Raw genomic sequence first — 22,538 nt, 5'->3', positions numbered from 1 at the left:
TAATAACGATTAACTTGAAAGTGAGGGCTCATGAAGTCTGTTTTACTTTGCGCAATGGTCGCCTTGAGTGCAGCATCAGCAATAGCCGCGCCTTGTAACGAACTGCCTCTCCAAGGGGTTCAAGAAGGCATATTTGACACCGAGGGTAAGGTTTGCTTTGTGCTTCCAGTGCTAAATGAAAACTATATTGCTGCCACACTAAAAGGGGCAACAGGAGCACAATTGCTCGATCAGCAAAACCATCATTTACGTACGTTATTGGAAGCAGGGCCTGCTGATGGAGAAAAATCGCTACTTTTTTCATCCCCGGCAGGGCAAGTTTCATCATTAATGTTATATGGAAATAGCGGTAGTGAATGGCAATTTAACTGGCAAATGACAGAAACTCAGCCACTCAATCGCATGCGAAAACTTGCTCCAGTCAGTCCTACTTTACAGCAACTCGCAAAGGAGCTGGCAGCAGGAGGAACGACAGATGCATTTTGGGAAAAGCAACAGCTCATCGGTACGCCTTTAGTTGAACCCGTAGATACATCTCATAAACGAGTCACTTTTTTGTGGCGTGCAGCGCGCGGTAACGTGTTTATTTTAGGGTCTCCGGCAGGCGATCATGATCCCATGTTTAAACTTGGTAACTCCGATGTCTGGTTTCGCAGCTACGTGGTACCCGCAGATACGCGTATGCAATATCAATTGGCGCCTGACGTTCCTAAAATAGATGGCAATGCGCGTGAACAACGCCGTGCAATTTTGGTCAGTGCACAAGCAGACCCTTTAAATCCCACGACTATGAGTATGGAAAATGATGATAAGTGGAACACATCATCTTTACTTGATTTAAAACCCTCACGGTATTTTACCCGCGATACAATGAAACAGCCTATACGCCATGGCTCTTTGACTCGACATACATTAAAAAGTGAATTCCTTGGAAATAGTCGGGAAATCATTCTTTATCGTCCAAAAGCGACAACACTGGTTAGTTGGACATTGTTTTTGTTTGATGGGCAAATTTGGCAGGATAAATACCACACCGCCAATGTACTTGATGGTTTGATTGCTAATCATCAATTACCCCCGATTAACATTGTCTTTATAGATAGTCTAGATAGTCAACGTCGTTCCAAGGAACTCCCTCCAAATCAAGCTTTTGCTGATTTTATGGCACTGGAACTGCTACCTTGGGTGAGCAAAAATGGTATTGAAATCAATAATAAAAAGACGATTGTGGCTGGCGCAAGTTATGGAGGATTAGCATCGTCCTGGGTCGCATTGCGATATCCAAACCAATTTAGTCATGTGTTGAGCCTATCTGGCTCGTACTGGTGGGCGCCTGAAGGTGAAAAGCCTGGGTGGTTAACTCGCCAATATCAGCAATCGCCACATTATCCAATTAATTTCTGGATACAAGCCGGATTATTTGAAAACCAAGGTGCTGATGGCGGCATTTGGCTTAATAGCCAAGAGCTTGAACATGTTTTGCGAGATAAACACTACAAAACCAGCTTCCATTCATGGTCAAGTGGTCATGATTATGCTGCTTGGGTAGAAGCATTGGTCTATGGGTTGAAAGACTTCACGAGCCAACACTGAATCTTCTACGAGTGATCCGCCGCATCTACAACAGTATTTTGATATAAAAAGACCTCCAGTAATTGGAGGTCTTTTTTTAGGCTGTTTTTAAACCTATCTCAGCAATCCTCTAAATAATTCACGTTGTAGCAAGGCGGCAAGTGAGCTAATCCCTAGGAGCATACACAAGTATGTGACTAGGGTTAGCGAATGCAGCCAACACCGCTACAGCGCGAAGTATGACGAGGATTCAGCTAATCCCTAGGAACATACATAAGTTATGTGACTAGGGTGAGTGAATGCAGCCAACACCGCTACAGCGCGAAGTATGACGAGGATTTAGTTAGACTCAATCTTAGCCCACGTATCACGCAACCCAACCGTACGGTTAAACACCAGCTTATCCGCACTGCTCAGCTTGTTATCTGCGCAGAAGTAACCTTCACGCTCAAACTGATACGCTTTTTCTGCTGGCGCATCGCGCAGGCTTGGTTCGACGAAACCTTGGCGAATGACAAGAGATTCTGGGTTCAGCACTGATAAGAAATCATCTTCGGCTGCTGGGTTTGGTACAGTAAACAAGCGGTCATACAGACGAATTTCCGCTGGCAGTGCATGTGCTGCGCTTACCCAGTGAATAACGCCTTTGACTTTACGACCATCAGCTGGATCTTTGTTTAATGTACCTGCATCGTAGGTACAAAAGATAGTGGTAATGTTGCCTTCTGCATCTTTTTCTACGCGCTCTGCTTTGATGATGTAAGCATTACGCAGGCGCACTTCTTTACCTAATACCAAGCGCTTATATTGGCGATTAGCTTCTTCACGGAAGTCTGCACGGTCAATATACAGCTCATTGCTAAATGGCACTTCACGAGTTCCCATTTCTGGGTTATTCGGGTGATTTGGTGCCTTCAGAATTTCTTCGCCTGCTGGCATGTTTTCAATCACTAAGCGAACTGGGTCGATAACCGCCATTGCGCGTGGTGCTGAGTCATTCAGGTCATCACGGATGCAAGATTCTAACGCTGCCATTTCGACGTTGTTATCTTGTTTCGTGACACCGATACGACGGCAGAATTCGCGAATTGATGCAGCAGTATAACCACGACGACGTAAACCAGAGATGGTCAGCATGCGTGGGTCATCCCAACCAGCAACGTGTTTTTCAGTCACTAATTGGTTCAGTTTACGTTTTGACATCACCGTGTATTCGAGATTCAGACGAGAGAACTCGTACTGACGTGGGTGGCAGTCAATCGTGATATTGTCCAGTACCCAGTCATACAAACGGCGGTTGTCTTGGAATTCTAATGTACACAGTGAGTGTGTGATGCCTTCCAGCGCATCAGAAATGCAGTGAGTGAAGTCGTACATCGGGTAGATGCACCACTTGTTACCGGATTGGTGATGTTCCGCAAATTTAATGCGGTATAACACTGGGTCGCGCATCACCATAAATGGCGATGCCATATCGATTTTCGCACGCAGACACGCTTTACCTTCTTCGAATCCACCCTCGCGCATTTTTTCAAATAACGCTAAGTTGTCTTCAATCAGGCGCTCACGGTAAGGGCTGTTTTTACCTGGCTCTTTTAATGTGCCACGGTATTCACGAATTTCATCCGCACTTAATTCATCAACGTAGGCAAGGCCCTTTTTGATAAGCTCAATCGCGTATTGATATAAAATATCAAAATAATCCGATGAGTAGCGAATGTTGCCGCTCCACTGGAAACCTAACCATTGGACGTCGTTTTGAATGGAGTTCACATACTCAACATCTTCTTTGACCGGGTTAGTATCATCAAAGCGTAAGTTACACTGGCCTTGATAATCCTTCGCGATACCAAAGTTCAAGCAAATTGATTTCGCATGGCCAATGTGTAAGTAGCCATTCGGTTCAGGTGGAAAACGGGTATGTACTGATGTGTGTTTCCCAGTCGCCAGATCTTCATCTATGATCTGACGGATAAAGTTAGTTGGGCGAGCATCTGCCTCATTCATTGTCATCGTTCCTCAGTGCCAAAAGCGCGCTAAATTCGTATAGTAACCGAATATATTCTACCATAATACGTCCAGAAACAACCGTTTGATTAAGGTTAGTCAGCAAAAGCAATGGCAAAGGGGTATTTTTATCAAAAAATAGGCTATTTATACGAGTAGCATGACCCCAAGAACCACCATCAATAAAATGGGATAGCTTTGGGCATGGCGTTTGTCACTCAAGTAGGGCATCAAAAACGAAGCAAAACGAATGCCTAGCCACGAGGTAGCAATCAAAACTAAGGCACCTTTAATATAAATCATCCCTAAGAAGCCGGAGCCTAATTCAAGGTGCTTTTCCATAGCAAAATAAAAGTAAATCAAAGAACCCGTGATTGCCATCGGTAACGTCAGCGGATTAGCAAATGCCGCCGCTTGCAACATGCTTGCCCCGCGACGACGCATCAAAGGTACCGTCATCACACTCCCTCCCACGCCTAAAAATGCCGCGATTGTACCGATCGCTGTACCGATGACGGTATCTTCAATACATTTTCCTCTTATTAGAGTATTACTTTCTGACTGGGTTTGCATAAATCCCGGGCGAATAAAGCAATCGAGAATAGTGATTATAAGGTAACCGATAAATATCCAGCGGATCCATTCACTGTCTACCGATAACGCGATGAGGGCGCCTAAAATTCCACCAATCGAAATAGGCAGCATAAAAGGCTTAATAATTTGCCAATTGAGATTACCTTTTAGGTAGTGTGCTCGGCTCGATAAGCTTGATGAAAAAATCATCACAAATGTAGACGTGGCTACGGCGATTTGCATCGCGACTTCACTGGCTTCATAGCGAGGTCCCCAAACAAGGGTAATTAATGCGTATAAAAGTGGAACCGTAATAAAGCCGCCCCCGAAGCCGAACAGCGCCGTTGTGATCCCCGAAATAAAACCAAATAAGCAAAGTAGTAAATCCACAGGACGATCCTCAAAGATAGTTGAGTTTCTATCTTATCCTTGAGAACCTTCCTGCGCTTATGCAGATTTGACAACTTGCTTTGAAATTTTGCCAAATTGATTAAAAATATAACCATTTGCTTACAAATTTCAGTATATTCAATTAATTAGTTTTTTCTCCATACATCAAAATCATCTGCAAATTTGCCAACGGATTCCCCTTTCGGCGCCTTAGGCATCTGCTTAATAGCTTGAGCTACACTGATAATCAAACGCATAAATTCATCAGCGAGTCGCTCTTCGCTCTCATTAGGCATTTCTGTTATATTTAGACCTGTTTTGGGTTTCCACTGCTCCCTTAACGCATCAAAGAGAGTAAAAAGTTGTTGCTTGGTGCTATACAGTAGGCTGCCATCTTTAAATACATCCTGAAAGCCTAGTTCATCAATATAATAGTCAAGAAGATCTTCGTTAGCCGGGTTGTTAATATAGACCCCTTCTCCCCCTACCTTTATTAGGAAAAATAAAATACTCAGCAATGAGTAAACCATCATTTTTCCATCTAATGCTTTATTATTTTCTTCAAAATTTTGCAGTATTTCGATTGTCGCTCGACGGCTGTGAGGGTCATAGCTACAAACACAACCTCCCGCTGCTTTATCCGGTATTCTGACTAAGATGCGATTACGGCTAATGAGTTTAAAACAGAAACTAAAGCTCTCTTTGGTCATGACAATTTCTTGATACTCAAGCCAATCTAACGGCTCTTCCGTTGCTAACGAACTGATATTGCAATACTTTAAATTTTCTTTATTCATTCTGCGAATGCGAATCGCATTCCCTGAACATTGAAAAAAATGATTCATTTTTTGAAGCACATATTCACTTGCTTCACTCACTAGCGTTATTTTTGACATCATCTTTTTATTCCTTTAAAAACAGCTTCCTTTAACCAACCGATTTCCTTGAATTATTTTTCGCCTCACCAACAAGGGAAATCAACTCCAAGGAAAATAAGCCATAAGAGAAATAAAATAGTAATAAGAGGCAAAAAGTTAAATTCGGTTATACCGAATAAATGATTGATTAATATAGAAATTAATGCTTTGAAAGTTAATACTTGGCGGATTAATACTTTGAATATTAATAACGACATAATTTAGATAAAAAAATGCCAGCTGATTAAGCTGGCATTTCCTAGGCACTGCTCGGTATTTTCTATCTATACGTAGATTATTTTAATACGTGATAAATAACGGTTTCACCAGCAGTAACCTGACCTTTTGCTAAAATTTCAACGCCAGCAAAGTCATCAATGTTACTGATGATAACAGGGCTAATCATTGATTTTGCATTCGCTTCAAGGAATGGCAGGTCGAGTTTCAGGACAGGAGTGCCCGCTTCAACTTCCGCACCCTCTTCAACTAAACGCTCACAGCCTTCGCCATTTAATGCAACGGTATCAATCCCCATATGCACAATCAGTTCAACACCATTCGTGGTTTCGAGGCAGAATGCATGGTTAGTTGGGAAAATTTTCACAATTGTCCCTGCGGCTGGTGCCACCACTTCACTGCTGGTTGGTTTGATGGCAATACCATCACCGACGATGCGGCTAGAGAACGCTTCATCCGGAACCTGATCCAGTGAGTAAACTTCACCACTAACTGGTGCGATTAACGACAGTACCACGTTACCTTTTGCTTTTTCTGGTGCTGCTTGCTGGCTTTTCTCTGGAGCAACCGCTGGCGCAGATGCCGCAATAGGGCCTTTTGCCATCACTTCTGTCATCGCTTTAGCGATTAATTCAGCGCGAGTTCCCACAATCACTTGCACGTTTTGCTTGTTCAGGCGGATCACGCCGGATGCACCAATACGTTTAGCAAGAGGATCGTTGACCACCGCTGAATCTTTTACGCCTAAACGTAAACGCGTGATACAAGCGTCGATGTTAACGATGTTGTCGCTACCACCTACCGCTGCAATATATTGACGAGCTTCTTTTTGGATCTCGCTTTCATCGCTGTGTGCATCGCTTACATTTTCGTTATAGCCATCGACAGTTTCATCACCCGCACTGACTTCACGACCTGGCGTTAACAGGTTGAATTTGCGGATCATGAACCGGAAAATCACGTAGTAGATACAGAAGAAAACTAAGCCTTGAACAATCAGCATGTACCAATTTACGGCGAGTGGGTTACGGGTTTGTAAGAACATATCCACCAGCCCCGCACTGAAGCCGAAGCCTGAAATCCATTCCATTGTTGCCGCGATATAGACAGAGATACCAGTCAATAATGCGTGGATCACATACAGTACTGGCGCAACGAACATAAATGAAAATTCAAGCGGTTCAGTAATCCCCGTAAAGAATGCAGCAAACGCACCTGCAATCATGATACCAGCCACTTTGGCTTTATTTTCTGGACGCGCGCAGTGGTAAATTGCCAGCGCAGCCCCCGGCAGACCAAACATCATAATAGGGAAGAAGCCTGCTTGGTAGCGACCGGTTACCCCAACCGTTGCCAGACCTGCTTCGATGGACTTCGCGCCACCTAAGAAGTTAGGAATATCGTTGATTCCCGCCACATCGAACCAGAATACTGAGTTCAGTGCGTGGTGTAACCCAACAGGAATTAATAAACGGTTAAAGAAGGCATAGATACCTGCCCCCACCGATCCCATATCTTTGATGCTTTCACCGAAAGAAACTAATCCGTTATACACAACCGGCCAAACATACATCAGAATGAATGCCAGGATGATCATCAGGAATGAGGTTAAAATCGGGACGAGGCGACGACCACTGAAGAATGACAACGCTTTTGGTAGCTCGACGCCACTGTAGCGGTTGTAAAGTTCAGCAGAGAGAACCCCAACGAGGATACCCACGAACTGGTTATTGATTTTGTTGAATGCAGCAGGGACGGATTCCACTGGCACACCCATAATCATTGAGTAGGATGCAGGTGAACACAGTGTTGTCACCACCAAAAAGCCAACAAAACCGGTTAATGCAGCAGCACCATCTTTATCTTTAGACATTCCGTACGCAACACCAATCGCAAATAACACGGACATGTTATCGATGATGGCAGCACCGGATTTGATCAGTAACGCAGCGATTGCGCTATTGGCGCCCCAACCATCTGGGTCAATCCAATAACCAATCCCCATTAGGATTGCGGCGGCTGGCAATACGGCGACAGGCACCATAAGCGCCCTACCAATCCGCTGTAAGTAGCTAAGAATATTCACAAACTCCCCCTTTGTATCGCTCTATTTTTGTCCCATTTTGGGATCTTATTTTCACGCATCAGCAATATAACCGACGTCGCTTAATTATAGCAATTCATAGTCTAGATGAATTCTTTCGCGATACAAAATAAATAGCTGGAAACTGTGATAAATGTCAACGAAAGAAACCTAATATTGACTAAATTAGTAGCTATTCTCGAAAACTTATTTTATGATTAAAAATAAGTTTTTTATCTGATTTGCTGTATATACTCCAAGTACCTCAGTCATAAGAACATGTTGAAAATATTCAACACAATTAAGATTTGGGGTCCTATAAGTATAAATTTAAAGAAACACTAGAGGTAAAAGTACATGAGGCTTATCCCATTAAATAATGCTCATGATGTTGGCGTGTGGTCTGCACAGTACATCGCTGATAAAATCAACGCATTTAATCCGACAGCTGAACGCCCTTTCGTTCTAGGCTTACCAACTGGTGGAACTCCGCTTGCCACCTACAAAGAATTAATTGCCTTATATAAAGCAGGTAAAGTCAGCTTTAAGCATGTCGTGACATTTAATATGGATGAATACATTGGTATTCCCAAAGATCATCCACAAAGTTACCACACGTTTATGCACCAAAACTTTTTCAATCATATTGATATCCAAGCCGAAAACATCAATTTACTCAATGGTAATGCCCCTGATGTCGATGCGGAATGTCAACGCTATGAAGACAAAATCAAATCCTACGGTCAAATCAACCTGTTCATGGGTGGCGTAGGTAATGATGGTCATATCGCGTTTAATGAACCGGGTTCTTCTTTAAGTTCTAGAACGCGCATCAAAACACTGACACCAGAAACTCGCCAAGCTAATTCTCGTTTCTTTGATAACGACATTAATCAAGTCCCTAAATATGCATTAACCGTGGGTGTTGCGACTTTATTAGATGCAAAAGAACTGATGGTATTAGCGACGGGTGCAAACAAAGCTGATGCCGTTCACGCTGCGGTAGAAGGTTCTGTTAACCACTTATGGACAATCAGCTGCGTGCAGCTACATCCAAAAGCATTGATTGTCTGTGATGAACCAGCAACATTAGAATTGAAAGTCAAAACGCTCAAATATTTCAAACAATTAGAATGTTCGAATATTGAGCAATTTAATTAATTTATGCTCAACCTTATTTTAGCGTCTCTAAAAACGCCTAAAATAAATAGAGTATCGAACACCCGACCCGCCATACTGATGCGGGTCGGTGACCCATTTTACTCGCGGTCAGGAGTTTTACGCTATGTACGCATTAACTAATTGCATTATTTTTACAGGTCACGAAAGACTGGATAACCACGCAGTCATTATTGATGGCGAAATCATCAAAACCGTGTGCCCAGAATCCGAACTCCCTCACGATATCGAACGTAGAGATTTAAAAGGTGCCATTCTGTCGGCTGGCTTTATCGATCTCCAAGTGAATGGCTGTGGCGGCGTGCAATTCAATGACAACGAAGAAAACGTCACATTGAAAAACCTCGAAATCATGCAAAAAGCCAATGAACGTGCGGGGTGTACTAGCTTTCTGCCAACACTGATTACCTGTTCAGATGAACTGATGAAGCATGGCGTTGAAGTCATGACTGAATATCTGAAACGCAATAAAAACCAAGCGCTTGGTTTACATATTGAAGGCCCTTACATTAATTTGATTAAAAAAGGGACTCATAACCCAGAATTTATCCGTAAGCCATCTGTTGAAATGATGGATTACTTAGCAGCACATGCTGATGCGATTAGCATGATCACGCTCGCCCCTGAAATTGTTGAGCAACGCTTTATCCACCAGCTCACCGAAGCCGGTATTGTGGTCTCTGCTGGTCACTCCAATGCGACCTATGAAGAAGCGCGTCAAGGTTTCCGCTCAGGTATTCGTGCATCAACCCACCTATTCAACGCAATGCCGTATATTTCTGGTCGCGGTCCAGGACTGGTTGGTGCAATTTACGATACCCCTGAAGTTTATGCAGGCATTATCGCAGATGGTTTACATGTCCAATGGGCCAATATCCGCAATAGTAAACAACTCAAAGGGGATAAACTGGTTTTAGTTACCGATGCGACAGCCCCTGCGGGAATTGATCCCCAAACAGGTGAAATGGATCATTTTATCTTCGCAGGTAAAACCATATACTACCGCAATGGATTATGTGTCGATGAAAATGGCACTCTGAGCGGCTCTTCCCTGACCATGATTAATGCGGTGAAAAACAGTGTTGAACATGTTGGCATTCCTCTTGATGAAACATTAAGAATGGCCACCCTTTACCCAGCGAGAGCTATTGGGGTAGAGGCAACATTAGGTTCCATCGAAGCCGGCAAAACGGCTAACTTGACTGCCTTTAACCAAGACTTCCACGTCCTTTCAACTTATGTAAACGGAGAGGAAGTCTATAAAAATGAGTAACTAGCTGATGAATCAAAGCCACTCGCTAAAGCAAATTGGTAATATTGATCTCGTAAAACAACTCAACAGTGCTGTTGTCTACAGCCTGATTGATCAACAAGGACCGATATCTAGAATTCAGATAGCGGAACAGAGCCAACTTGCGCCAGCGAGTGTCACTAAGATCACCCGCCAATTACTCGAACGCGGTTTAATCAAAGAAGTAGACCAGCAGGCCTCCACCGGAGGCCGTCGCGCTATCTCCATCGTCTCCGAATACAAACATTTCCACACCATCGGCGTGCGCTTGGGGCGTTACGATGCCACTATCGCTCTTTATGATCTTAGCGGTAAAATGCTGGCAGATGGTCACTACCCTATTACAGAACCCACCCAGCAAATCGTCGAACAGAAGTTGATTGCTGCACTTGAAGATTTTATCTCGCTGCACCAACGACGCATCCGTGAGCTGATTGCGATTTCGGTGATATTGCCAGGTCTGGTCAATCCCCATTCAGGCATTGTCCACTATATGCCACACATTAAAGTGGATAACTGGCGGTTGATTGATAACCTACAACAACATTTCAATCTCACCTGTTATGTTGGACACGATATTCGCAGCCTAGCCCTCGCTGAGAGCTATTTCGGTGCCACCCAAGATTGTGAAGATTCACTTCTTGTACGCATTCACAGGGGGGCTGGGGCGGGTTTAGTTGTGAATAAAGAGATACTGCTCAATCATCGAGGTAATCTTGGTGAGATTGGGCATATCCAAGTAGACCCACTGGGCGACCTTTGCCATTGCGGTAATTTTGGTTGTTTAGAAACCATCGCCTCCAACCAAGCCATTGAAGCTCGAGTAAAACAGCGCTTAGAGCAGGGATATGCGAGCCAATTAACCTCTGAAACCAGTTCAATTTCCCATATTTGCCAAGCCGCAAATAAAGGTGACCCACTGGCAACCGAGGTTATCCAACACGTCGGACGCCAAATTGGTAAAGCTATCGCCATCACTATTAACTTGTTTAATCCTGAAAAAGTGGTGATCGCCGGAGACATCATTGAAGCTGAGCAGGTTCTATTACCCGCCATTCAAAGCTGCATTGATACCCAAGCCTTAAAAGGTTTCCGTGAAAACTTACCGATCGTCACCTCACAACTGGTTCATAATTCAGCTATTGGCGCATTTGCGCTGACAAAACGGGCCATGTTAAACGGCGAATTACTCCAAAGATTATTAGAAAGTTAACTTTGCGCTCTTTTTATCGGTAAACAGCAAAATAGCACAATAAATTTCAGTGTGATTTTTAACCATCTTAATAATAACAAATCACATTTTTTCAAATTCGGGGTTGTTTTTTGCTGGCTTTATCGACAAAATGATTATTCATCAAACAAACAGACGCATTTTCTAAAAAATAGTGCAAAAAGCTGTTGACTGTCTTGCCTGTAATTAGCATAATGCGCCCCGCAACGCCGATGAAGGTTAAGCAAAAAAAGATGGCTATGTAGCTCAGCTGGTTAGAGCACAACACTCATAATGTTGGGGTCACAGGTTCGAATCCCGTCATAGCCACCATTTATTTGCGGGAGTGGCGAAATTGGTAGACGCACCAGATTTAGGTTCTGGCGCCGCAAGGTGTGCAAGTTCAAGTCTTGTCTCCCGCACCATTTTCCTTCTCGGTTAAAATTGAATTTAAGATTGGGGTATCGCCAAGCGGTAAGGCACCAGGTTTTGATCCTGGCATTCCCAGGTTCGAATCCTGGTACCCCAGCCATCTTAAAGACAATTAATTTTCTTAGTGAAAATAAATAATAGATATTCTCGGATGGGGTATCGCCAAGCGGTAAGGCACCAGGTTTTGATCCTGGCATCCCCAGGTTCGAATCCTGGTACCCCAGCCATCTATTATCCTTCCAAGCAGTAAAATCACACAGTAAAGAAATTTCGATGGCTATGTAGCTCAGCTGGTTAGAGCACAACACTCATAATGTTGGGGTCACAGGTTCGAATCCCGTCATAGCCACCATTTCTTTTTTGTTGGGGTATCGCCAAGCGGTAAGGCACCAGGTTTTGATCCTGGCATCCCCAGGTTCGAATCCTGGTACCCCAGCCATTCTCTTCTGTGTTCATCATAAAAAATCACTCTCAAAACAATTTAAAAAATTAAGTAAATAAACTTAATGCGTTATTTATTTAATGCTTTTTAAAACTATCTTCCTAGCTTTAAATTTTCCTTTAACCTTTTAAAAAATACTTAACACATCCCATTTACCTTTACGCAACTTTTATATCGAAATTGTGATATCAGTCATTTTCACATAACTAAATAAAGTGATAGTCTTGCAATGAATTGCAGTTAGATTAGATTAGTAATACGTAAGCCCCCTTTCGTCTTAAATTATCAGTCCAACTTTCCAATCCATCTCTGCTTAGTTACAAAAAAACAATGTTCTAAAAACAACAATGTTTTGAAAGCAATGTGATGAAAACCCGTGTTGTAAAAAACAATGTAGTAAAAAACCAATAATTATAATTGCGCTAACACAATATTTTTACAGAGAAAACTTATGCGAAACATAATAAAACAACCACTATATAAAATTTTATATGTGCAGGTCATCGTCGCCATCACTTTAGGTATTGCCCTTGGGCATTTTTTTCCAGACATCGGAGAGTCATTAAAACCGTTGGGTGATGCGTTTATTAAAATCGTGAAAATGATTATTGCCCCAGTCATTTTCTTAACGGTTGTGACCGGGATTTCAGGCATGACCAACATGAGAGCGGTCGGTAGCGTTGCAGGTAAAGCAATGCTGTACTTCATCACGTTCTCAACCATCGCACTGATTATTGGTTTAATCGTCGCTAACGTCATCCAACCTGGTTCTGGACTGAATATCGACCCAGCAACCTTAGATAATGCCAAAGTGGCAGGCTATGTCGAAAAAGCACACGAATCTTCCATCGTTGGCTTCTTCATGAATATTATTCCAGACACCGTTATTAGCCCATTAGTGAACGGAAACATTTTACAGGTTCTGTTTATTTCGGTGATCTTTGGTTTAGCGCTGGCAGCAACAGGTAAACACGGTGAGCCAATCGTCAAACTGCTGCAAAACTTCTCTGAGCCTGTGTTCAAAATGGTTGCTATGTTAATGAAACTGGCACCTATCGGCGCATTCGGTGCGATGGCGTTTACCATTGGTAAATACGGTATTTCGTCTATCGGCAACTTAATGATGCTGATCATGACGTTCTACATCACCTCTCTACTGTTTGTTCTGGTCGTACTGGGTGCAGTGGCTAAATATAACGGCTTCTCGATTATTGAGCTTATCAAATACATCAAAGATGAATTATGGTTAGTGCTGGGTACCTCTTCTTCTGAAGCAGCATTACCAAGCTTAATGAGAAAAATGGAGCACGCGGGGTGTGAAAAATCCGTCGTGGGATTAGTTATCCCTACTGGTTATTCATTTAACCTCGATGGCACCAACATCTACATGACGATGGCGGCGCTGTTTATTGCTCAAGCAACCAATATTGAACTGACTCTCTGGCAGCAAATTTCCCTGTTGTTAGTCGCAATGATCAGCTCTAAAGGTGCAGCAGGTGTAACAGGTGCAGGTTTCATTACTTTAGCGGCAACGTTAATGGTGGTACCAAGCATTCCAGTTGCAGGTATGGCGCTGATCCTAGGTATCGACCGCTTTATGTCTGAGTGCCGTGCGCTGACCAACTTAGTCGGTAACGCTTGTGCATGTATCGTGGTTGCACGTTGGGAAAAAGAGTTAGATACAGAAAAACTGGCTCATGCATTCTCATCTAAAGGTGAGTCTTTAGATTCGATCATCATCGATGAAGATGCAGTACAACCAACGACTTCTGTCGACATCGCAAATAATAAATAATTTATTACCGATATAACGAAAATAAGCCGCAATCGCGGCTTATTTTTTTATCCAAAAAATTAAAGCTCAGTCACGACTTCATTCAATGGGAGACGAGCTTTCGGTAATGCAGAATTAAAATCATCTTCGGTTTTATAACCAAGCGCAACTACCGTCACCGCACTTAGTCCTTTCTCATTTAAATCGAATTCGTCATTAAGAATTGAAAAATCGAGACCTTCCATTGGTAACGCATCAACCCCTAAAACTGCTGCGCCCAATAATAATGCCCCCATATTCAAGTAAACTTGTTTTTCTATCCAATGCGGTAAATCCTTCAATTCATTCTTGTGTAAGTTCACAAAAAATGAACGAGCCATATGATTCTGCTCTTTAAACTCACTTTTCAGATATCGCCCTTCTTCATCTTCGAGCTCTAAAAGATGCAGTAAATAATCCTCAGACAATTCTGTTTTTCCACACATCACAATCACATGGGATGCATTGCGAATTTTTTCCTCATTGAATGAGTACCCACCTGCCGTTGCATTGATAATTTTTTGTTTTGCTTCAGGGCTACTTACCATCAAGAAATGCCAAGGTTGCACATTGACACTCGAAGGGCTTAATTGGAGTAACGCTTTTATCTCAGCCAGTGTTTCATCAGAAATCGTTTTATTTGGGTCAAAGCTTTTTGTTGCATAACGAGTATTTAGAACATGAGTTAAGTTCATTAGATCCCCTAAGTTAAATAAACTGTATTGAATTTTGAACATCCTAATGTTAAAAGTACAAACTAACAAGTACGCACATTAATGGCACATACTATACAAATGGATACTATCAAAAAAAGACGTTACACAAACTACACCTATGACGGATGCCCTGTTGAAGCCTCATTAGAGCTAATGGGCGGTAAAGGAAAAGGCGTGATCCTGTATCATTTACAGGGAAAAACACTGCGATTTAATGAAATAAAAAGGAAATTAGTTTTCATTACGCCGCGCATGCTAACCAAGCAATTACGAGAACTCGAAAGCGATGGACTAATTACTCGATATGTCTATCCTGAAGTGCCGCCCAAAGTCGAGTATTCAATGACCCCCGCTGGGGAATCTTTAAGCACAGTGATTAATGCTCTGCAAGAGTGGGGAGAAAAATATGGGATCCCGCTATTAAATATGCAAGAGCAAGATGCAAATACAGAAGAGTCATCATGAGGAAGTTACCCAGAAACTTATCTGGGTAACACATAACGATAAATTGGTTCAATAGCATTGATGGATTAGATTACAGCCCTAGCGCATATTTTAGCGCTAATTTTTTCGCCTCACCCGCACGTTGTGCAGTCATCAAGCCAAAGTTTCTCAGCATTTTCAAGCCCGGTAAATTCTCGCTGAAAGCCATATAGAAAATATCCATTCCCGCCTGCATCACAAGGTTGTCTGGTAAACGGCGGCGTTGATAGCGCTTAAGCACATCCAAAGACTCCCATGCCTCAACACACTCACGCGCTTGGTAAATGACCTTCAATAACACATCCACATCGCGATAACCAAGGTTTACTCCCTGCCCTGCTAACGGATTGATAGTATGCGCCGCATCACCAATCAGCACCAATCCATCCATCACATAGCGGCTTGCATGGTGACGAGTTAACGGAAATGCGCCCGATGCGATGGCTTTTACTGCACCAAGTCGCTCAGGGAACGCTTCCGAGATAGCGCCCGTGAGTTGCTCCATAGACATACTTTGCAAACGGCGAATTTTGGCAGGGCTGTCATACCACACGAGGGACGCCCAGTTATCATACAGCGGTAAAAATGCCCTTGGGCCTGAAGGGAAAAACTGTTGCCATGTACGGTCTTGCTGCGGCGTATCCGTTTGGATAGTGATCAACATGCAAGATTGACGATATTGCCAGCCTCGGCTTCCAATACCCGCCATTTTACGCACTTGAGAATTAGCGCCATCCGCACCAACCACCAGTTTAGTTTCCAGAACGCGCCCATCTTCCAACTCAACCATCCAATGTTTTTGCCCATGAGGTTGGTGTAAATTCACCAACGTAGCTGGGCAAACTAATTCGAGGTTGCTGTACTGCTCACATTCACGCCACAATGCCAGTTGTAAAACACGGTTTTCCACCATAAAGCCCAGCTCTGGTAAGCCTAAACTTTTAGCATCAAAAATCACATTGCTGCCTGGCTCTTCCCAGGTTTCTAATTCGCGATAAGGCGCGCTGCGCATCGCTTCTACATGTTTCCATGCCCCTAATTGCTTTAGCAATTCAATAGAGGCACTACTGATAGCGGAGATACGTACATCTGGCGTACTGCTCGCATTAAACTCGGTAGGCTGGGCTTTCTCAAGTAAAGCTACTTTCATCCCTTCTTGGGCGAAGCCTAATGCTGCCGCAGCGCCGGTCATTCCCGCACCAACCACAACAACATCATAAAATTCAGTTAGTTTATTCATCATGATAGCTACTATTAACTGTTTGATTTATTTAGTATACCGAAAAATTCTCACCCCCGCAGGCAATATCTACGCTCGGGCTCTGGTCACTGATGCCTCAAATGAATACAATACTCGTCAATCTTTAAAACAATAGGCAAATAGCCTGCCCTTAAGTATTTGGTGATGATATTATTTTAGCATGTTATTACTGGGTGATTTTTGCATTTAATCCAATACAGAACGCTGTTCTTAATCAAAATGCGGTGAATCTCCCCATCATCATAGGGTAGGACTTTGGATTTACAACGCGTTTCGAAGTCCCTATTTAGGCCTCGAAAACACCGGATACACGACATGTCGACAAATAAAAAGTTATATATGAAAACTTGGGGCTGCCAGATGAACGAATATGATTCATCTAAAATGGTCTCTTTACTAGAAAGCACCCACGGCTATCAACTGACTGACATTGCTGAAGAAGCAGATCTGTTGTTATTAAACACTTGTTCTATCCGCGAAAAAGCCCAAGAAAAGGTATTTCACCAGCTTGGTCGTTGGAAATTCTTCAAAGACAAAAATCCTGATATCATCATTGGTGTCGGTGGCTGTGTCGCATCACAAGAAGGCGATTTTATTCGCCAGCGCGCACCTTGCGTTGATATCGTTTTCGGCCCGCAAACTCTGCACCGTTTACCGGAAATGATTAACCAAATTCAAGGCAATCGTAGCCCAATTATTGATATCAGCTTCCCTGAAATTGAAAAATTCGACCGCTTACCTGAGCCACGGGCTGAAGGCCCAACTGCGTTCGTTTCTATCATGGAAGGCTGTAACAAATACTGTACTTTCTGCGTTGTACCATACACTCGCGGCGAAGAAGTTAGCCGCCCTTGTGATGATATTCTGTTTGAAATTGCACAGTTAGCTGCCCAAGGTGTGCGTGAAGTTAACTTGCTGGGTCAAAACGTTAACGCCTACCGTGGTGAGACGTTCGACGGTGAAATCTGTTCATTCGCCGAATTATTACGTTTAGTGGCCGCTATCGACGGTATTGACCGCGTACGCTTCACCACCAGCCACCCAATCGAATTTACCGATGACATCATCGAAGTGTATCGCGATACTCCTGAACTAGTGAGTTTCTTACACTTACCAGTACAAAGTGGCTCTGACCGTGTACTCACCATGATGAAACGTGCACACACCGCATTAGAATATAAGGCAATTATCCGTAAATTACGCGAAGCGCGCCCAGGTATTCTGATCAGCTCCGACTTTATTGTTGGCTTCCCTGGGGAAACCACCGATGATTTTGAAAAAACCATGAAGCTGATTGCTGATGTGAATTTTGATATGAGCTACAGCTTCGTCTACTCCGCACGTCCGGGTACACCAGCCGCTGATTTACCGGATGATGTTAGCGAAGACGAGAAAAAAGAGCGTCTGTATCTACTGCAACAGCGCATTAATCAGCAAGCAATGAGCTTCAGCCGTGCCATGCTGGGAACAGTACAACGTATTTTAGTGGAAGGTACCTCACGTAAAAATGTGATGGAACTTTCAGGTCGTACCGAAAATAACCGCGTAGTGAACTTTGAAGGCACTCCGGACATGATCGGTAAATTTGTTGATGTCGAGATCGTCGATGTTTATACCAACTCTTTACGCGGTAAAGTGATTCGTACCGAAGATCAAATGGATCTGCGTGTTCATGAATCCCCAGAATCCGTGATTGCACGTACCCGTAAAGAAGATGAACTTGGCGTTGGTAACTTCCAACCCTAAAGATAGGATACTCAGTGACCGATAACAAACCTTTGCAAATCGCAACACAAGAGATTTTTTTAGAGCCCGCAGATAATCAGCGTTTAATGAGCCTTTGCGGGCCATTTGACGACAATATTAAGCAATTAGAGCGTCGTCTTGGTATTGAAATCAACCGCCGAGACAACCGTTTTAAGCTTTCCGGTAAAGCGCTTAATATTCAAGCAGCCAGTAAGATTTTACGTCAGCTATATGTTGATACCGCACCAATTCGCGGTGTGATCCCTGATATTGATCCTGAAAATATTCACCTTGCGATTGTCGATAGCCGAGTGCTTGAACAATCCGCAGAAAGCGTGCCTGACTATGGTAAAGCCGTGAATATCAAGACCAAACGCGGGGTTATCAAACCTCGCACCCCAAATCAGGCACAATACATTGCCAATATCTTAGATCATGATATTACATTTGGGATTGGTCCTGCGGGAACGGGTAAAACTTACCTTGCTGTTGCGGCAGCCGTCGATGCATTAGAGCGCCAAGAAGTGCGCCGAATTCTGCTCACCCGCCCTGCGGTTGAAGCAGGTGAAAAACTGGGTTTCTTGCCGGGTGATTTAAGCCAGAAAGTGGATCCTTATTTACGTCCTCTATACGACGCGCTGTTTGAAATGCTCGGTTTTGAAAAAGTTGAAAAACTGATTGAACGTAATGTGATTGAAGTGGCTCCGCTGGCCTACATGCGTGGTCGTACACTGAACGATGCGTTTATCATTTTAGATGAGAGCCAAAACACCACCATCGAACAGATGAAAATGTTTTTAACCCGTATTGGTTTTAACTCTAAAGCTGTCGTCACTGGGGATATCACTCAGGTCGACTTGCCAAGAGGCAGCAAATCCGGTTTAAGACACGCCATCGAAGTATTGTCGAACGTGGATGATTTAAGCTTTAATTTCTTCCATAGTGAAGACGTGGTGCGTCACCCTGTCGTGGCGAAAGTTGTCATGGCTTATGAAGCATGGGAAGAGCAAGACAGCAAACGTCGCCAGCAATTGAAAGAAGAAAAAGAGCAACAACGTGAGCTTGAAAAGCAGGAAAATCACTAAATGAGCGATGTTATTCTCGATTTACAAATAGCGAGCGAAAATACTGACGGTTTACCCTCTGAAGCGATGTTCCAGCGCTGGGTTAATGCGGTATTACCCAAGTTTCAAGCTGAAAGCGAAGTCACTGTTCGTATTGTTGATGAAGCCGAAAGCCATGAATTAAATCTAACTTATCGTGGAAAAGATAAGCCGACTAACGTGCTGTCATTCCCATTTGAAGCACCACCAGAAGTGGAGCTTCCGCTGTTAGGGGATTTAATTATTTGCCGCCAAGTTGTGGAGCAAGAAGCCGCCGAGCAGCAAAAAAGCGAAGAAGAACATTGGGCGCACATGGTAGTTCACGGTTGCCTACATTTACTCGGTTATGATCATATTGAAGATGATGAAGCTGAAGAAATGGAAGGATTAGAAACCGAAATCCTCGCAGAAATGGGTTATGCCGATCCGTATCTTGCGGAAAAAGAGTGAGCTCTCTATAATTTTTAACGTTAATAAGTATTTTTACGTTAACACGAGTGTTTCATCGTAAAACGATGTCTGTTAACGTAAAGAATATGCATCGAGGCTAACCCATAAATTGTTTCGTTAAACAAAATGTTTTAAGCTAAACAATTCATACCTAACTCTATGGGTTAGCGATTTTTCTAATTAACTGAGGAATAATAAATTAAACGCCATGAGCGACGATAACTCTTCGAGTAGTGACACCCCTGGACCTAAGAAAGGTTTTTTTGCCCTGTTAAATCAACTTTTCCATGGTGAACCCAAAAACCGTGATGATTTGGTCGAATTAATTCGTGATTCTGAACAAAACGATTTAATTGACCCGGATACCCGTGAAATGCTGGAAGGCGTCATGGATATTGCCGATCAGCGGGTACGTGACATCATGATCCCTCGCTCTCAAATTGTTACCTTAAAACGTAACCAAACCCTTGATGAGTGCCTCGATGTCATCATCGATTCTGCCCACTCTCGCTTCCCTGTTATCAGCGAAGATAAAGATCATATTGAAGGGTTATTAATGGCAAAAGATTTACTGCCATTTATGCGTACCGATGCAGAACCATTCAGTATTGATAAAGTGTTACGTCAGGCCGTTGTTGTTCCTGAAAGTAAACGAGTAGACCGCCTACTCAAAGAATTCCGTTCCCAGCGTTACCACATGGCCATCGTTATTGATGAGTTTGGTGGTGTCTCTGGTTTAGTGACTATTGAAGATATTTTAGAACTGATCGTCGGTGAAATTGAAGATGAGTATGACGACCAGGATGATGTGGATATCCGCCAACTGAGCCGTCATTCGTACTCTGTTCGTGCCTTGACTCAAATCGAAGACTTTAATGACGCCTTTGGGACACATTTTAGTGATGATGAGGTGGATACCGTTGGAGGCTTAGTGATGCAAGCCTTTGGTCACTTACCATCCCGTGGTGAAACCATTATCATCGATAACTACCAGTTTAAAGTTTCCATGGCGGATAGCCGTCGAATTTTACTACTCCAAGTGAAAATTCCTGACGATGCCCCAGTGCCTACTTTGGATGAAGAACAGAGTTAATGAACTTATCCTCTACTTATCAAAGCCAGTGGCTACGCCTGCTGCTGGCTTTACTATTCGGAGCCAGTGGTACACTGGCTTTTTCACCTTTTGACTTCTGGCCTGCCGCACTCCTTTCTATTTTCTTTCTTCAGCTATTAACCCTACACAGAACCGCCAAGCAAGCTTTTGCTATCGCGTTCGCGTGGGGATTTGGCTTATTTGGCAGCGGCGTCAACTGGGTGTATGTCAGTATCGCCGATTTTGGTGGAATGCCGGATGCGGTTAACGTATTTATCGTTATCTTGCTGGCAGCCTATCTGTCACTGTATCCCGGTCTATTTGGTCTACTGCTCAATAAATTCACCCCCAAGGCCAATGTTTGGCGCCTAGTGTTGATGGCTCCTGCGCTATGGCAAGTGACTGAGTTTCTGCGTGGCTGGGTACTGACTGGCTTCCCATGGCTGCAATTTGGTTATACCCAGATTGATGGACCGATGAAATCATTAGCGCCAATTTTTGGTGTTGAGATGATAACCTTGCTGCTATTTAGCATCAGCGGCTTGCTCGTTCTGACCGTCATTCGTCGCAGTTTTATTCCTCTGGCTTGTGCAGCTGCGCTGTTGCTGATTCCACTGTTAGCCAAAAACGTCCAGTGGTTCACGCCTCTGAATGATAAAACCATGGAAGTGGCATTGGTACAGGGAAATATTCCTCAATCGATGAAATGGGAAGCAGGCTTTTTGCAACAAACCAAAGATCGCTATATCAAGCTTTCCAGCCCTTACATTGGCAAAGCCGATATGATTATTTGGCCTGAGTCAGCCATTCCCGTAGTGGAATTGGAAAATCAGCCGTGGCTCAAAGCGCTGGACACTTTACTGAATGAAACCAAAACGCGGTTAATTACCGGAACTGTCGATGCAAAACCCGTCAATGGTGATTCGGTCTTCTATAACTCTATTATTGTACTGGGCGATAGAAAGCCTTACCTCTACCCGACTAAGAATCGTTATAACAAACATCACTTAGTCCCATTTGGTGAGTTCGTCCCGTTGGAAGATTTACTGCGTCCAATTGCGCCATTCTTTAATTTACCCATGTCGGGCTTTAGTCGTGGAGATTATCAACAGTCTCAATTAGCGATTGGTAATATTCATCTGACAGCAACCATTTGCTATGAAATTATCCTGGGTACTCAAGTTAGAGATAACTTCAAACCAGACAGTGACTACTTACTGACAATTTCAAATGATGCTTGGTTTGGTGAATCGATTGGTCCTTGGCAGCATTTCCAAATGGCAAGAATGCGCTCATTAGAACTCGGTCGCCCGCTATTACGCGCCACCAACAATGGCGTAACGGCAGTCATCAGTGCGGATGGTTCCATTCAAGGTATTCTGCCACAGTTCCAAGATGCGGTACTGGCTGAAAAAGTCACACCAACAACGGGATTAACCCCTTATGCTCGTTGGAGTAACTGGCCGATGTGGGGTGTGGTCGCTATATTCGGCATTGTCGGATTTACCCTTAACCGCCGTCAAAAACGTCGCTAATTGAC

General features: G+C 43.4%; 17 protein-coding genes and 6 tRNA genes. 17 read left to right on the top strand and 6 right to left on the bottom strand.

Annotation, left to right across the window (positions count from 1 at the left end; all coding sequences use genetic code 11):
• Positions 1 to 30 precede the first annotated feature (30 nt).
• Entirely contained in the window at positions 31 to 1,593 is a 1,563-nt protein-coding gene (locus LDO51_RS12025; RefSeq protein WP_225574748.1) for an esterase family protein, read from the top strand.
• Positions 1,594 to 1,911: 318 nt separating this feature from the next.
• On the opposite strand, the gene glnS is transcribed toward LDO51_RS12025, so the two are convergent.
• From glnS to nagE, 4 genes are all read right to left on the bottom strand, one after another.
• Positions 1,912 to 3,579 carry a glutamine--tRNA ligase gene (gene glnS, locus LDO51_RS12020; protein ID WP_108479374.1) on the bottom strand — a complete coding sequence of 556 codons (1,668 nt, stop codon included), beginning with the start codon at positions 3,577 to 3,579 and terminating at the stop codon, positions 1,912 to 1,914.
• Between the two features lie 147 nt (positions 3,580 to 3,726).
• Positions 3,727 to 4,542, bottom strand: coding sequence for a sulfite exporter TauE/SafE family protein (locus LDO51_RS12015; protein ID WP_225574747.1), 816 nt, complete (start codon positions 4,540 to 4,542; stop codon positions 3,727 to 3,729).
• 146 nt (positions 4,543 to 4,688) lie between these two features.
• Entirely contained in the window at positions 4,689 to 5,441 is a 753-nt protein-coding gene (locus tag LDO51_RS12010) for a hypothetical protein (protein WP_225574746.1), read from the bottom strand.
• 313 nt (positions 5,442 to 5,754) lie between these two features.
• The gene (gene nagE, locus LDO51_RS12005) at positions 5,755 to 7,782 is read right to left on the bottom strand and encodes an N-acetylglucosamine-specific PTS transporter subunit IIBC (protein WP_225574745.1); all 2,028 of its coding nucleotides are present in this window, start codon (positions 7,780 to 7,782) and stop codon (positions 5,755 to 5,757) included.
• A 354-nt stretch (positions 7,783 to 8,136) separates the two neighbouring features.
• On the opposite strand from nagE, the gene nagB reads away from it, so the two are divergent.
• From nagB to LDO51_RS11955, 10 genes are all read left to right on the top strand, one after another.
• Positions 8,137 to 8,940: a glucosamine-6-phosphate deaminase gene (gene nagB, locus LDO51_RS12000; RefSeq protein WP_225574744.1), complete on the top strand. Its 804-nt coding sequence runs from the start codon at positions 8,137 to 8,139 to the stop codon at positions 8,938 to 8,940.
• A gap of 124 nt (positions 8,941 to 9,064) precedes the next feature.
• Positions 9,065 to 10,231 (top strand): N-acetylglucosamine-6-phosphate deacetylase, encoded by a 1,167-nt coding sequence (nagA, locus tag LDO51_RS11995; protein ID WP_225574743.1) that lies wholly within the window; start codon positions 9,065 to 9,067, stop codon positions 10,229 to 10,231.
• A gap of 7 nt (positions 10,232 to 10,238) precedes the next feature.
• The gene (gene nagC / locus LDO51_RS11990) at positions 10,239 to 11,462 is read left to right on the top strand and encodes a DNA-binding transcriptional regulator NagC (RefSeq protein WP_225574742.1); all 1,224 of its coding nucleotides are present in this window, start codon (positions 10,239 to 10,241) and stop codon (positions 11,460 to 11,462) included.
• A gap of 253 nt (positions 11,463 to 11,715) precedes the next feature.
• Positions 11,716 to 11,792 (top strand) — tRNA-Met (locus LDO51_RS11985).
• Positions 11,793 to 11,799: 7 nt separating this feature from the next.
• Positions 11,800 to 11,884: transfer RNA gene (locus LDO51_RS11980), tRNA-Leu, on the top strand.
• A gap of 32 nt (positions 11,885 to 11,916) precedes the next feature.
• A tRNA-Gln gene (locus LDO51_RS11975) sits at positions 11,917 to 11,991 on the top strand.
• 52 nt (positions 11,992 to 12,043) lie between these two features.
• Positions 12,044 to 12,118, top strand: a tRNA-Gln gene (locus LDO51_RS11970).
• Between the two features lie 48 nt (positions 12,119 to 12,166).
• Positions 12,167 to 12,243 (top strand) — tRNA-Met (locus tag LDO51_RS11965).
• Positions 12,244 to 12,255: 12 nt separating this feature from the next.
• A tRNA-Gln gene (locus LDO51_RS11960) sits at positions 12,256 to 12,330 on the top strand.
• A 454-nt stretch (positions 12,331 to 12,784) separates the two neighbouring features.
• Entirely contained in the window at positions 12,785 to 14,128 is a 1,344-nt protein-coding gene (locus tag LDO51_RS11955) for a dicarboxylate/amino acid:cation symporter (protein ID WP_225574741.1), read from the top strand.
• 59 nt (positions 14,129 to 14,187) lie between these two features.
• Here the strand turns inward: LDO51_RS11955 and nfsB are convergent, their stop codons facing one another.
• Complete coding sequence (gene nfsB / locus LDO51_RS11950) at positions 14,188 to 14,841, bottom strand: oxygen-insensitive NAD(P)H nitroreductase (RefSeq protein WP_225574740.1); 654 nt, start codon at positions 14,839 to 14,841, stop codon at positions 14,188 to 14,190.
• A 99-nt stretch (positions 14,842 to 14,940) separates the two neighbouring features.
• On the opposite strand from nfsB, the gene LDO51_RS11945 reads away from it, so the two are divergent.
• Complete coding sequence (locus tag LDO51_RS11945; protein ID WP_225574739.1) at positions 14,941 to 15,327, top strand: winged helix-turn-helix transcriptional regulator; 387 nt, start codon at positions 14,941 to 14,943, stop codon at positions 15,325 to 15,327.
• Positions 15,328 to 15,397: 70 nt separating this feature from the next.
• Here the strand turns inward: LDO51_RS11945 and ubiF are convergent, their stop codons facing one another.
• Complete coding sequence (ubiF, locus tag LDO51_RS11940) at positions 15,398 to 16,585, bottom strand: 3-demethoxyubiquinol 3-hydroxylase (protein WP_225577266.1); 1,188 nt, start codon at positions 16,583 to 16,585, stop codon at positions 15,398 to 15,400.
• Between the two features lie 336 nt (positions 16,586 to 16,921).
• On the opposite strand from ubiF, the gene miaB reads away from it, so the two are divergent.
• The 5 genes from miaB (at position 16,922) to lnt (ending at position 22,533) form a co-directional block, all read left to right on the top strand.
• Positions 16,922 to 18,352: a tRNA (N6-isopentenyl adenosine(37)-C2)-methylthiotransferase MiaB gene (gene miaB / locus LDO51_RS11935; protein WP_225574738.1), complete on the top strand. Its 1,431-nt coding sequence runs from the start codon at positions 16,922 to 16,924 to the stop codon at positions 18,350 to 18,352.
• An 86-nt stretch (positions 18,353 to 18,438) separates the two neighbouring features.
• Positions 18,439 to 19,437, top strand: a complete 999-nt coding sequence (locus LDO51_RS11930; RefSeq protein WP_225577265.1) for a PhoH family protein — start codon at positions 18,439 to 18,441, stop codon at positions 19,435 to 19,437.
• Positions 19,438 to 19,905, top strand: coding sequence for an rRNA maturation RNase YbeY (ybeY, locus tag LDO51_RS11925; RefSeq protein ID WP_225574737.1), 468 nt, complete (start codon positions 19,438 to 19,440; stop codon positions 19,903 to 19,905).
• Between the two features lie 208 nt (positions 19,906 to 20,113).
• Positions 20,114 to 20,998, top strand: coding sequence for a CNNM family magnesium/cobalt transport protein CorC (gene corC / locus LDO51_RS11920; RefSeq protein ID WP_225574736.1), 885 nt, complete (start codon positions 20,114 to 20,116; stop codon positions 20,996 to 20,998).
• On the top strand, positions 20,998 to 22,533 hold the full coding sequence (gene lnt, locus LDO51_RS11915; RefSeq protein ID WP_225574735.1) for an apolipoprotein N-acyltransferase: 1,536 nt from the start codon (positions 20,998 to 21,000) through the stop codon (positions 22,531 to 22,533). The genes corC and lnt overlap by 1 nt, the downstream gene beginning before the upstream one ends.
• The last annotated feature ends 5 nt before the right edge of the window (positions 22,534 to 22,538 follow it).

Origin of the sequence: Providencia alcalifaciens (genome assembly GCF_020271745.1) — a bacterium.
In the GTDB taxonomy this organism is placed as follows: Bacteria; Pseudomonadota; Gammaproteobacteria; order Enterobacterales; family Enterobacteriaceae; genus Providencia; species Providencia alcalifaciens_B.
This window is presented reverse-complemented; position numbering and strand designations above follow the sequence as displayed.